Origin of the sequence: Mesobacillus maritimus (assembly GCF_023715205.1) — a bacterium.
Classification (GTDB): Bacteria; Bacillota; Bacilli; order Bacillales; family Cytobacillaceae; genus Mesobacillus_B; species Mesobacillus_B maritimus_C.
This window is the reverse complement of sequence record NZ_JAMBNR010000002.1, coordinates 457,218-470,576: the sequence shown is the minus strand read 5'-3', so window position 1 is coordinate 470,576 and position 13,359 is coordinate 457,218. Positions and strand designations below refer to the sequence as shown.

At 37.3% G+C, this 13,359-nt stretch carries 9 protein-coding genes and 1 rRNA gene; 1 reads left to right on the top strand and 9 read right to left on the bottom strand.

Features of this window, described 5'->3' with window-relative positions; genetic code table 11:
- The 3 genes from M3182_RS04635 to M3182_RS04625 form a co-directional block, all read right to left on the bottom strand.
- Positions 1-305 (bottom strand): 16S ribosomal RNA (locus tag M3182_RS04635); the annotation flags it as partial.
- A gap of 529 nt (positions 306-834) precedes the next feature.
- Positions 835-2,130 carry a hypothetical protein gene (locus tag M3182_RS04630; protein WP_251557066.1) on the bottom strand — a complete coding sequence of 432 codons (1,296 nt, stop codon included), beginning with the start codon at positions 2,128-2,130 and terminating at the stop codon, positions 835-837.
- A gap of 3 nt (positions 2,131-2,133) precedes the next feature.
- Entirely contained in the window at positions 2,134-5,166 is a 3,033-nt protein-coding gene (locus tag M3182_RS04625) for an AAA family ATPase (RefSeq protein WP_251557064.1), read from the bottom strand.
- A 270-nt stretch (positions 5,167-5,436) separates the two neighbouring features.
- On the opposite strand from M3182_RS04625, the gene M3182_RS04620 reads away from it, so the two are divergent.
- Complete coding sequence (locus tag M3182_RS04620) at positions 5,437-5,835, top strand: (deoxy)nucleoside triphosphate pyrophosphohydrolase (protein WP_251557055.1); 399 nt, start codon at positions 5,437-5,439, stop codon at positions 5,833-5,835.
- Between the two features lie 18 nt (positions 5,836-5,853).
- Here M3182_RS04620 and M3182_RS04615 read toward each other — a convergent pair whose 3' ends face one another.
- The 6 genes from M3182_RS04615 to M3182_RS04590 all read right to left on the bottom strand — a co-directional run bounded on the left by M3182_RS04615 (position 5,854) and on the right by M3182_RS04590 (position 13,242).
- Complete coding sequence (locus M3182_RS04615) at positions 5,854-8,667, bottom strand: DEAD/DEAH box helicase (protein WP_251557053.1); 2,814 nt, start codon at positions 8,665-8,667, stop codon at positions 5,854-5,856.
- A 277-nt stretch (positions 8,668-8,944) separates the two neighbouring features.
- The gene (locus M3182_RS04610; protein WP_251557051.1) at positions 8,945-9,643 is read right to left on the bottom strand and encodes a DUF1028 domain-containing protein; all 699 of its coding nucleotides are present in this window, start codon (positions 9,641-9,643) and stop codon (positions 8,945-8,947) included.
- Positions 9,644-9,759: 116 nt separating this feature from the next.
- A complete protein-coding gene (locus M3182_RS04605; protein ID WP_251557048.1) occupies positions 9,760-10,590 on the bottom strand; it encodes a nitrilase family protein in 831 nt (276 codons plus the stop codon).
- Positions 10,591-10,772: 182 nt separating this feature from the next.
- Positions 10,773-12,203, bottom strand: coding sequence for a sodium:solute symporter family transporter (locus M3182_RS04600; RefSeq protein ID WP_251557045.1), 1,431 nt, complete (start codon positions 12,201-12,203; stop codon positions 10,773-10,775).
- Complete coding sequence (locus tag M3182_RS04595) at positions 12,184-12,348, bottom strand: hypothetical protein (RefSeq protein WP_251557043.1); 165 nt, start codon at positions 12,346-12,348, stop codon at positions 12,184-12,186. Before M3182_RS04595 ends, M3182_RS04600 begins: the two co-directional genes overlap by 20 nt.
- A 66-nt stretch (positions 12,349-12,414) precedes the next feature.
- Positions 12,415-13,242 (bottom strand): carbon-nitrogen hydrolase family protein, encoded by an 828-nt coding sequence (locus M3182_RS04590; protein WP_251557040.1) that lies wholly within the window; start codon positions 13,240-13,242, stop codon positions 12,415-12,417.
- Positions 13,243-13,359: the final 117 nt, after the last annotated feature.

Here is a 13,359-nt window from a genome sequence, read left to right as displayed (position 1 = left end):
CTCAGGTCGGCTACGCATCGTGGCCTTGGTGAGCCGTTACCTCACCAACTAGCTAATGCGCCGCGGGCCCATCTGTAAGTGACAGCCGAAACCGTCTTTCAGCATTTCCTCATGAGAGGAAATGAATTATCCGGTATTAGCCCCGGTTTCCCGGAGTTATCCCAGTCTTACAGGCAGGTTGCCCACGTGTTACTCACCCGTCCGCCGCTAACCTCAGGGAGCAAGCTCCCATCAGTCCGCTCGACTTGCATGTATTAGGCACGCCGCCAGCGTTCGTCCTGAGCCAGGATCAAACTCTCCAAATAAGAGTATGAGTTAAGCTCATAATAAAAACGTTGGCTCATGTTTTCCTATATTAATAGAAGAAACATGATAAATATTGTTTGTTGACGCTTGTTTGTTTAGTTTTCAAAGAGCAATGTTCACTGCCGTATCAGCGACAGGAATATTATCCTAACATAATAACTTGTGAGAATCAACAGTAATTTTTACCATTCATTCTCTTTCATACCGCTGTTTCAACGGCAGATACTTAATATACAACATCAAAATCATTTCGTCAATTGTTTTTTTAGAAAAATAATTGTGAAGTGATTTAAAATGATGTGCTACCGGAGCAGCTAAATAAGAATACCATTATACCTACTTGCAAATCAATAGTATTTTTTTACATTATCCTTATTACATTAACAATGGTTTGCAATATAAAAAAGGGTAGGTCCCAAAGGAGTACCTACCCCATTCAAACTCGCCTCTTACTATTAAATTAAAGAAGTGGATTTTTCGGATAACGATTATAGAAGTCATGACTATTTTTGAAGTATGTCTTTCTCATCATAAACTACTCAAATGACGTAACCTCTCATTAAAGTCATGATTAATAACCAAGACATTATCTACTAATGATTCATTAACTTTAACATGGTCCACAAACAATATCCCTTTAAGATTAATAGAACTTTTCGATAAAAATTCACCATTTTTCACTTTTACAAATTCCATATAATCAACTAATTCCCGTAATCCTGAAATGGCATAACCTGTACTTGCCGTATGTTTAACCTCCCCAATGAACACTTGTTCAAGGTTGCAGTTACCTCTTCTATAAACTTCTAGAAGAAGATCAGGACGTCCACTCCATAGAGTATCAGCCTCGATGTTTTCACCAAAGAAATGTTCAGCCATTTTTGAAGCCTTCTCCAAGGAGGAGATCTTTCTTTCAATCAAAGGGTGCTGTGGATTCCTGGCCTCTTGACTTTTGATATGAAAGGATAGCTGACCAGAACCAACAGAATCATGATAGAGTCGATAGATATAATCTTCATCCTTCCAACTGGCAAATAAATTTTGTCCCCCGTCAAGAAGCTCTAGCTGGGCGTTTTCAGTATTATGCTTTACCAGTTGGATTGCCCAATAAAGTTCAAATAGTACCTCAGGCTTGTCCGGAAAGACAAATGTTTCTTTTAAAAGTGTTTGGACTTCCTCTACATTTAAATTTCTTGATTGCAATCGACGATATAGAATAAATAATATGGCCGCTTCATGGTATAAAGGATTGCGGTGCTTAGCGGTGTCTTGGAGCATCCGGTCAGTAATTTCAACCTTTTCCAGAGATACACGGTTAAGGTACACATTTTTATGATGAATCTGGTGAACTATGGTCTTTAATTCCTTCCAATCAGCAAACCACTCATATTTCATGAATTTCTCTGTTTCTTGACTCAAGATTGTATTTAAAAGCTCAATAAACGCCTTTAATACTAAGTTTTCCTTGATGTAATAATTTCGTGATTGTTCCGTGCATGAAAAGACTGTTCTGTCCCTATTCCCCATCTCAAGTCGTTTTTTCACCGTATTGGGCCAATTAACACTCCCGCGAACCTCACCATAATAAGTTTCATTGGTCCTAGTAGTCGAAGTTTTAAACCTACGTATCAAAATGGGTAAACGCCGTACATACTCCTTCAATTCATCCTTAAGTAGAAAATGAACCGTAATCAATTGTTCTAGTTGAGTTATGTTTAAATTGGCTTTCACAATGAAGGAATTAACCCCGATGTTACCTGACTTTAAATAAACAACTAAAAAATCACTTATTTCTTTAATCAGTTCATCCGTATGCCGTTTCATAAACTACACCCTAATGTGAAAAAAATCAGCCGCAAAGTCTTTCAACCGCTCTGTTTCCATTTGATCCAATTGACCTAGCTTATTAATGAATTCTAAGATTTCATTGTCTGGTAGTCCCTCAAATTGTGGCAGGACATAAAGTATTACCGCGGAAGTGAAATCACCTTCGACTTCTGTAAATTGCGCAATGTCTTCAACAATAGCGGGCCCGATCTGCCGATATTGATTAATCAGTTCCCAAACAGTTGCTAGAATGGAGGAATAAGCATACTCCTCCATCCCCCATAAAGGAAGATAGGAGTTCACAAGCTCTTCCGTTATCCGCTTAGGCACACCCACTGGGATAAAGGCAAATCGACGCATAAACGCATAGCTCATTTCATATAAAAAAGCTTTATCAATCGTATTCATCGTTCCAATTAAGCGCCAGTCATTAGGAATGATAAAATCATAATCGTTGGGCAGTACACTTTCCAAATCATTCTGCGGACGTACCCTAATTTGATTTCCACTCTCACCTTGAAAACTTAATACAATTGGATCTCCTGTTAGCGCCGAGAACAAAGCTCCAAATGCTTTATCAATATCAGCTCGATTCATTTCATCAATGATTAACCATTTGTTCTCTGGCTTTAACGTTTTTTCATCTTTAAAACAGTTTAGAAATAATCCCTGCTTAAAGGAAAGGGTTCCATCCGCATTAGGGCGACTACCACCAATCGTTTCATACGTTGACCAATCCGATGTCGCCGTCGTCATAACGAAGTCCACCCCAAAGCTACGGCAAATTTCTTTTGCTAGCTTGGATTTACCTGTTCCGGGTGGTCCCGTTAAAATAACATTCTTCCCTTTTGCTAGTGCTGTTTTAACTTGTTTGACGATAAGATCTCTATCTTCAAAAAACAAACTCTCTAACTTTACTTCCCTGTTAAAATCAACAGATGGGATTGGAATGGTGTGGTCTGTAACCTCCGCATCTTCTAGGGAAAGGATGGTTTCGTACTGTTCTTTTGTTAATGGAAATAAGCTGCCTTGCGCGCCATTTTTAATAGGAGCACTTTCTTCAAGCTCTTCGACCTGTATTAGCTGGTCCCATGAAACCGGCGAAATTTCACGTTCAAACCGGAAACTAACCCCTTCCACAGGTTCAGCAAATCCTGGTTCAGCCTCAGTATGGAGCCCTTTCGTTACTTCCCCCTCCGCTACAATTTGTTTTGTAGGGGTCGACTCATAAAAGAGCACCTTGTCTCCTGGCTTTGCCATCTCAAAAGAATGAAAGATTCTTCGCTTGTTTCCTTTTTCATTAAAAGCAGTATAAAAAACCTCTCCCCCATCCTTAATAAGATCCACTGTCCAAATGATTGGATTGGTTGTCAACCAAAAATATTGTGGTTCTCTTTCTGGATTTTGAAGAGAACCAATTTCCGGGGTTAAATACTCTTCCAATTGGCTTTTCTTGTTATCCTCTAAAAACCGCGGATAGACACCAAGCATTTTTTTACGTAATTTGTCATAAGTAAATTCTTCGATATTTGTAATAATGTCTATTAACCAAGGAGCATCTCTTTTCGGATGCTCCGACCCATAGCCAAGACCATAGCGTACCTTGTCACCATCAATCGACACAAACAACTGCGCTGCTTGTTTATGATTTTCAATTTCCTTTGGATAAACGGCAATCCAACACTCTGAGTTCCCAAAACTCTGATTCCAGCCAAACGGGTTTAGACTGTCTTCTTCTTCAAAAGCAACGTCTTTGAATTCCTCAATTCCCCTAATGCCGTCATGGAGATTACGAAGGAAGTGTAGAATTCGTTCTTTCAGTGGAGCAAAATAAATCTGAAACAGAATCTTAAAGTTATTCCAGGAATGAAGAATGTTCGTCTCGTTCTCTTCATTTACCTCTTCCTTCAACCGTTCAACATCCGCCATGGTTAATGATTTTTTAGTTAACCATTGATCTAACAGCAGATACCGGATTCGATTAATTTTATCTCGATTACGGTAAAAGTCTCTTCGTTCCTTCAATAATTCCTCATTCATTGCTTTTATTTCCGCTAGAAACTGTTCGTCATTTTCCATAAAGGCATGCAGTTTTACTGCATGAGAATGTACATATTCTACAGCGACTTCTGTTACCATGACATAATAGGATGTACAGCAAAAAAGCATGTCCTGAACATCCAGCATCGAAAAATCATGACCTTGGTCTCGTACATACATTTGCACAATTGTACAAATGTCGTAAAACATTTGATAGTTCTCACTTATCGTTCCGAGCTTTTCAGTAATGGCCAATTGTTTTTTTGTTTCTTTAAGTACTTCTTCTTTATATAGTGGATATTGATGAAAATCATAGGCAGCCAATAGATACCCAAACAAGGGGGCACCTAAACTTCGCCCATATTCTTTCCCGGTGTAATAAAACTTTTCAACTCGGTCCTTCAAGGGCAGGGTTTCATCATATAAAGAATGAAACAGTTCCGATGTTAATCCCGGTGCTTCTTCTGCTAACTTCATTAAGTGATCCAATGAACTCCAATGAGTAAAGCTCCCTGATTGCGGGTTTTTACTTTTTATGTATTTAATAACCTCAAGTACATTTTCTTCCGTAATCTCAGTGTTCTGTAAATAGGTATTAAGTTCAGATAGAATCTCCCATTTGTACGTTTCTTCATAATCAGGATGAGAACGAAATTTCTGATATCTTCTTAAAACAATGTCTAAGTATTTATCACTTAAAATTTTTGTTTCTAATTCTATTTGTTTCAATATCGTCACCCCTTCCTTGTTTCGTTCTTTTACAGCTTCTTGATCCGTAATGAAATAATAGGTATTGCCGCTTACCGAAAAGCTTTCATCGTGCCATATCCCCTTATGGATTGCTGACCAATTAAAACGCTCTGCCTTTGTATATTCTTTAAAGAACCTAGCCGCTTCTTGAATACTTCGGCTTTCTTTTATCAGTTTTTCTCCTTCATAAATGTTCACTGGTATTTCAGTTTTGTTAAGTCGCTTTGGTGCTCTTCTCTCCATATGTTCCCCTTTTCTCGATTACTTAATATAGACTAGCCTAGTCATTTTTGTGCATCAACTGCACCACTATTGTCAGTCATTAATACGCCTTTTATTTTTACCACTATTTTTAGATCTTCTATATTTTAATCCTGAAAATTATGTATATAGGATTATTTTACCATAAACAAAAAGTATAACAGTTCATAAAAATTACTATCGCTAATCAAGGAAACTTTTTAGTAAAAATGTTATCATAATGTTTAATTATTGTTTAGTATGGAGGCAAAAATGAAAAAGCAAGTAAAAGTAGTAGCAGCAATTATCGAAAATGAACAAAATGAAATCCTATGTGCTCTTAGATCACCAGAGATGTCCATCCCAAACATGTGGGAATTTCCCGGTGGGAAAGTTGAAAAAGATGAAGATCTCTATTCAGCATTAGAGCGTGAAATCTCTGAGGAATTAGGGTGTATAGTGAAAACGACAGAAGAAGTATTTAACGATAACACGCATGAATATGAGACGTTTATCATTAATCTATTATCAATTAAATGCAAAATCGTCGAAGGAACTCCAACAGCAAGTGAACATTCAAAACTAATCTGGCTTAAGCGAGAGAACTTAGAATCCTTAAAATGGGCACCCGCTGATATCCCTGCAGTTGAGCAATTAATCCATGAAAAATAGACTTCTCATAAGAGAAGTCTATACTTTTTTTGTGAATTCAGTATATAAAGTAGCTGGTACTTCATGTTCTAGTTCCATTTTAACTGTTATCGGTTTATTCCCTTCATATTCAACGACGTTTCCTTTACCTATATAAATATATGGTTCTGTTTTCCCATCGATCTCTTTATATTTTCGGATAAATAAATGTAGATTTACCCCTCTTTGTTTGTTGAATATGATATCTTTCCCACGTTCTGACTGTTGAGTGGTATTATTAACCGATTGCCATTGAAATTCTTGAGGACTAATGAATTTATCTTTGTAATTGATACTCTCTTTTACATCCTCTTCCTTGTGTAAATCCACAAATAAGAAATATTCTTTTCCATTTGCTAATAATCCGGATCCTCTAAAAGAACTATGGATTTTTCGATAATTGGATAATAGAGCAGCGTCAACCATTTGGTATTGCTCATATAATTGAAATTGCGGCACTCCTACATACACACGCTTAAATTCCTTTTCATAACGGAAGATACCATAAGATATAATGTCTTCGATATACGTTCGGTACTCTTCATTCCTCAACAGATTAGAAAACAATGGTGTTTTACTAAGCTGCCCATCTTCGTATTGAAAGAGCTTCGGCTTATTCTTAAGTTGTACGCTATCATAATAATTTTGATTTAAATATTCAAATGAATGAAGGATACTATCCTCATCAATACCGTCGATCATCTTTAATATTTGCTCTCTAGCCGTTTGAATGCTAATCGTTTCATGGTCCAACAAATAGCGGATAACCACAAACTCATAAATTCGCTTTAGTGGCAGCTTACTCGACAATTCCTTCATTGTACCTTCAAAGTCTTCATTCAATAATAGTTCTTTTAGTCGATCTTCTTTCTCGACTTTCGCAACCCATTGAATATAGGATTTTTCTCGATCGATAAATTTTACCGGATCAGGTGCACCATCATATTTTAGATAATCCAGTAATAAATAAGGAATACGTCCTTGGTTAAGTTTTTTAAATTCATAGTATTCTTCCTTTAAATACTTCATGGAATTAAAGTTTTCCCGGTCAATTTGGGATAATATTCTTTCTTGGGAGATCTTGTCCATTTGGATATGAGTTGCACCTGGGATATTGGCAAAACCAGTCGCCACTGCGACTTTTAAACTTTCTTTATCGTAATATCGACTTCCGTTTAAAGCGATCGCGATCAAAAATGTTTTATTATGATTCCCAATGAAGTCCAGGACCGTTAGAAAGCTTTTATTTCCCCACTTACGTAGACCTCTTCCTAATTGTTGAATGAACACAATTGGGGAGTTGGTTGGCCTTAGCATTAAGACAGTATTGACAGAAGGAATATCTACGCCTTCATTAAAGATATCAACAGTAAAAATAAACTCTAATTCATCTTGATCATTTTCTAATTTTGATATGTACATTCCCCGTTTATCAGAAGAGTCTCCTCCTGTTAGACAAATACTGTTATAACCTCTTTTATTAAATTCACTTGTCATATATTGAGCATGTTCAATACTCGCGCAAAAACCCAAACCTTTTCGTTTCTCACCATCATGCCCATAAAAGTCCATCTTTTCAATGATAAAATCGACTCGTTCATTTACTTTTAATCTTTTCGTAATTTCCGCAATATCATCAATGTTCACATCGCTTAAATCAATATCCTCAATATCCGTAATACCAAAATAATGGAAAGGAATAACTAGTTCGTCTTCTAAAGCTTCATGTAGACGAACTTCCAATGCCACATTATTATCAAATAAATCAAATACACTGCGACTATCACTTCGCTCAGGTGTAGCGGTCATCCCTAATGTAAATTTTGGTTCAAAATAATCTAAGATGGTTTGATAGGTTGAACTAGTAGCATGATGGGCTTCGTCAATGATAATATAGTCAAATTCATCTTTTTTGAATTCATGATAACAGTTTGAGATGGTAAAGTTTGTGGCAAAAACATAATCTGCCTCTTTGTTTTTATGATTCCCCGTTAATAAACCAAAGGTGATGCCCTCATTAGGAAGAAGCATTTCAAAGGTTTCTTTAGCCTTTTTCAAGATTTCCTCTCGATGAACAACAAAAAGAAGTTTCTTAGGCTTGAAGTTTTTCACATCGAAAGCCGACATATACGTTTTCCCTGTTCCAGTAGCAGCGATAACAAGTGCTTTGCGTTCCCCAAAGCTCCGGAGACGCTCTAGATTTTCCATAGCTCGTTTTTGCATGCGATTTGGAACAATATATTGTTTATGTTCATAGATCATATGTTGAGATGGTTGAGTACTTTTAAAGTTCTTTAAAAACTCTTCATAGCGGCGAATAAACTCTTCATCGGCATCAACACTCATCTCCCAGAGATTGTCATACTCCTTTAACACTTCTTTGATAAAATTAGCATTCTGTTTTGAAATGATTTCAACATTCCACTCAATATTGCTTTTTAATGCACTTTGGGTGATATTTGACGAACCAATGATCACTTTATAACTGTCTTGATATTCAAAAATATAGGCTTTAGTGTGAAAACCTATCTCTTTGTCAGTAACAAATACCTTTAAGTCTACATTTTCGAATTCTGTAATTTTATCTAGTGCCTTTGCATCAGTAAAATTAAGATAGGTAGAGGTAATAATCTTTCCCTTTATCCCTTTCTCTTCCGCCTCTTTAATTGGATCTAATAGCAGTTGAAGCCCGCTAAAGTTGATAAAAGCGACACTAAAGTAAAACCTTTGACACTCTTTAATCGATGTTATTAATTCATTCAATAAGTTCCCATTATCGGAGTTAACAATTAACTTTTTTTCTATTGCATCCATCACTTATACCCCTGACGTTTAACTATATTCTGTATTAGTAAAATTGTACTATATATGGAATAGTTTAGAAAAGGAAATTATCTTATTAAAGTAATTCCTTGCTAATACAAAACAAAATAGTTCTATTGATCGCACTAATATTCCTTAATTAAGAACAAAACCTCGCTATAAATAACATCCCCTCTGTTTTCTTCAATAAAAGCACCTGCACAAAAAAATTCCTAATACCTCGGTTATCCACCGAAAATTAGGAATTTTATCCTTTATGTCTTCCATATTAATCTTGCAGTAAACCCATTTTTCTCGAAGATTCAAAGTCAAAGTTCCCCGCTGGGTTAGCCTTTGTCGGAAGCATCTGAATGAAAGGAAATAGTTCCTTTCTGGCAACTTCATAGATTCTTCCTAGTTCCATCACAGGATCCTTATGCTCATCCACTCTCAAGTCTACCAATGGATACTCTTCTTTATCCACGACTTTTATAGCAGCTGATTGTCGACCACGCTTATCTCCTCCAGCATCCTGTCCAGCCTGCAGAGCTTTTAATAACCTTTCCGCTAACGGTAATCCCCTACTGTTTTCAAAAGCTTGGGCTGTCTGTAGGATAGTATCTTCACCGACCAACATATTACCTGCAACACCATAATGATCGCCGACTATATGACCGTACCAACCATCACATTTCTTTCCACTAAAGGCTGCACTTCTACCCTTGCAATCAACAATTACAAATTGCCTAATATCCGGTTCTGGATCTTCACGCAAAATTCGCTGTTTTACTTCGTCTGCAGACAAACCTTCTTTTAAATATTTTAAGCCATTGAATCCAATATAAGGATTTACAAACGATTGGGTAGCAACTCCACCTATACCTGCTTCTACAAACGGGCAAAGAGTGCCAACTGCTGGAAGTTTTGTAGTTACAGCTACCCCGAATTGCCCTGTCTTTTCGCATTTTGCTGTTATAGAAAAAGTCATTTTAATTCCTCCTTTTTAAATAGTAAGTAACCTTACATGGTTTGCTGTTTTATGGCAATAGAAAGAAGCCTAATTCGTTTAGGCTTCTCCTAATCTATGACACCCTTCCCTTAAACTCAAATAATTAAAGATCCGTATAAGTCTTCACGACGGTCATTGAGTACATGATTCAATTGACTTAATGACCGTGCGTGTGGTGCCTTTGTCAAATCACAAGACTGTATGATTATTTCCTCTTTATTTTTTGGGGCAATATCTCCCACAGGACGACCATTTGGTCCGATAATAACACTGTGTCCAAGGAACGGCTGTCCTCGCTCTTCACCAATTCGATTAGCTGCAGCAATAAATACCCCATTTGAATGAGCATTAGCCATACAAAGATAGACGGCCATTGGGATATCATTTTCGTTTTGCTCCGGCATCGGTACCCAATTGGTAGGTACCGCAATGATCTCCGCACCTTGTATCGAACATAGTCTATGGGCTTCTGGGAACCAAACATCGTAACAAATCAAAATCCCTATACGTCCGATAGGGGTATTAAAAACAGAGATTCCTTTATTACCAGGTTCAAAGAATAATTTTTCCTTATCCCATAAGTGAACTTTCCGATAGGTACCAATATGCCCATCAGGTCCAATTAAAACTGCAGAATTGTACAGATTACTCCCTTCACGTTCATTTATTCCAGCAACAATATAAACTTGTTTTTCTCTTGCAAGTCTTTCCCATTCCTTCACGGACTCACCTTCTGGAACAGTTTCGGATAAAGCATACGCTTCTTCACGATTATTAAATACATACCCTGAGTTACACAGTTCGGGTAATACAATTAGCTGCGCGCCTTTTTTTACAGCCTCTAAAATCAATTCCGTTGAACGAGCAATATTTAATTCTTTTTGTCCTACAATCGGTTCAAATTGACAACAAGCTACCTCTACCAATACCTTCTCCTCCTTTAAAAGCTATAAAATTAAAGCCTATGTTACCTATCTAACCAGGTAACCTTACCAAATGCTTTTCTGTTTAAGTTCATAAACAAAATAGCCAAATACTGAACACATTAACAACCCAGAAATGATGATACTACCCCATATCAAAAGTTTAAATATCCCTATTGAAAGGATCATTTTGTTTTTGCCCCCTCTTCTAGACCTACACGACGAAGAATTTCCCAATCAAAGTTCGCAGGTTTTATTAAACTTCCGACCCAACAAACGAGAAATGATACCCAACCACTAGAAATAATGCCTTGCATATCACCAACTGTGTAGTACACAGAGTAACCAACAATAATCGCAAGGATAGCGGCAGCGAAACTCATATTTGTGTTTAACCTCTTCCAGAACAACCCATACATAATCGGGAATATAAATGCAGCATTTACGACCCCTAAGAACATTAGCATCTGAAGCATGGATGTAAGTTGCGGTAAGCTAAATAGCATGGCAACAATACCAATAACAACCGTAGCAACACGTACAAATTTCAATTGATGTTTCTCACTAGTATTTGGTTTTATTTTTAGGTATACATCATTTAGCACTAACGAAACTAAGGCATTGATAAGAGCGGCTATTGTTGATGCTAAGGCTGCCCACACGCCTACTAAAAATGCCCAATTGGCGAATTGACCACCGTATACTTTTGCAATAAATGGTGCTACTTGATTGACTTGATCCGGTGCATGCTGAAAACCAATTGCAACAAAAGCCAATGTTGCTACAGCAATAGGAACAAAAAACCAACCAACACCCGCAAGGCTGAAAATTTTTACAACCTTATCTTTGCGGATTGCGTAGGCTCGTTGCCAAAATGTATTATCCATAAATACTTCGCCAATCCCGACAATTGGAGCGGCAAAGAGGAATAATAAACCTGCCGGCACTAGTAAATCTAGAGATTCAGGTGCTACACTACTCATTCCCTCATAAACAGGCGTTACTCCTGCTGTAAGATAGACTAATGGAGGGACAACAATGACAACGATTAATATCAGCATCACTTGAAAAAAGGCAATCCCAGTTACGGAGGCGAAACCACCCATTGTGGAGTAGAGAATAACAATTATAAAGGTCAAAATAACAGCCAAGGCGTAAGGGACTTCAAAGATTTGTTCTAGTAATAATCCACCACCAATCCCTTGAGTCATTAAAAACCCAAAGACCCATACAAAGGCCATAGCCAAAAACAAATAATAACTTTTTCTGTCAAAGCGATTCTTGAAAAAATCTCCTACCGTTCTTCCATGTGGGATGATTTGGTGAATCCGGCGAGCTAGCGGAGCAAATGCTACAACAGCAAATCCTCCTAACGCAGCGTATCCAAGCGCTCCTAAAATACCATTATTATAAGCCGCTTCTGGACCGGCCATTATTGTGTTGCCTGTTATCCAAAATGCTAATAAAGACGTAGTTCCGAAGGCAACACCTAATTTCCCGCGTCCGCCAATATACTCGTCTGCAGAAGAGACCTTACGGGAAATAAACCAACTGGAAATAATGAATAATGCACCCAATAATAAAATGATAAGGACATTAGCCCATGGTATGTTCATTAGGTTTTTCCCCCTCTACTACTAAATATTTTTCATCAGATTGTGAGAAACCCTCTTCTTTTCCATAAAGGCCAAAATAGTTCCCAAAAGCTGAAAGCATTGTAATTAAGAACAAGAGTGCACTAGCAATAATCCAAAAAGTCACTGTAATCCCCCCAATTCAATGAATTTAATAATAAATCCTCAGAATTTCATCAGTTTTCATGGAATTTCAAACATTTTTCTCTGACATTAAACATTCACTAAAGTTATTTATCACCTTTATCGGATCTAAATCATATAGATATGGGATTGTTGCTTTTTGTTCTTTCACTTGGTCTAAATCGATTTCGGCAAGGATTACCTTTTCCTCCTCCTCTGCTGTTACGAGTACTGAACCTTTAGGTGAAATAATTTTGGAGTTGGCAGCAAACTTAACGTTCCGATCCTCTCCCATTCTATTAGCAGCAACAACATATATCCCGTTTTCCAAAGCTCGTGAACGAGTAGCAATATCCCAAGCATATAGACGGGGCAAACCAAATGCTGAAGGGTAAAGGACCAAATCAGCTCCTTTTAAAGCTTGGATTCTAGCTCCTTCAGGGAACCCAATTTCATAACAGATTTGCATTCCGATTTTTCCTATTTCCGTGTTGAAAACAGAGAATGTGTCCCCTCTGGAAAATCTTGTTTTCTCGCCATTCCAAAGTTGAATCTTTCTATGTTTTCCTACAAGTCCTTTTGGTCCAATAAGAAATGCAGTATCGAAAAGTTCCCCTTCTCCGTCTCCCTTTTCTATAATTGCTCCCGAGATGTATACATCATGTTCTTTTGCTAGTCTAATAAGATTCGTAACTGTCTCATCCTCTAGACTTTCGGCCAGTTGTTCGTCCAGTTCTTCGACACTATACCCCGTAGAAAATAGCTCAGGAAGAACAATGAGTTTAGCCCCCTGCTGTATGGCTTGTTTAATAAAAACAATGGCCTTTTCCATATTAGAAACTTTATCTCCAAGTACACATGTCATTTGCACAGCCGCAACTTTATACTTTGTGATCAATGATTAGAATCAACTCCTTTTTTTATTTCCGTTAGATTAATAAATGCAAGTATCATGCCAAAATTAAAAAGCAAGGAAGATAAGCATCCTTGCTTTTAATAAAAAAATAGTTATGCA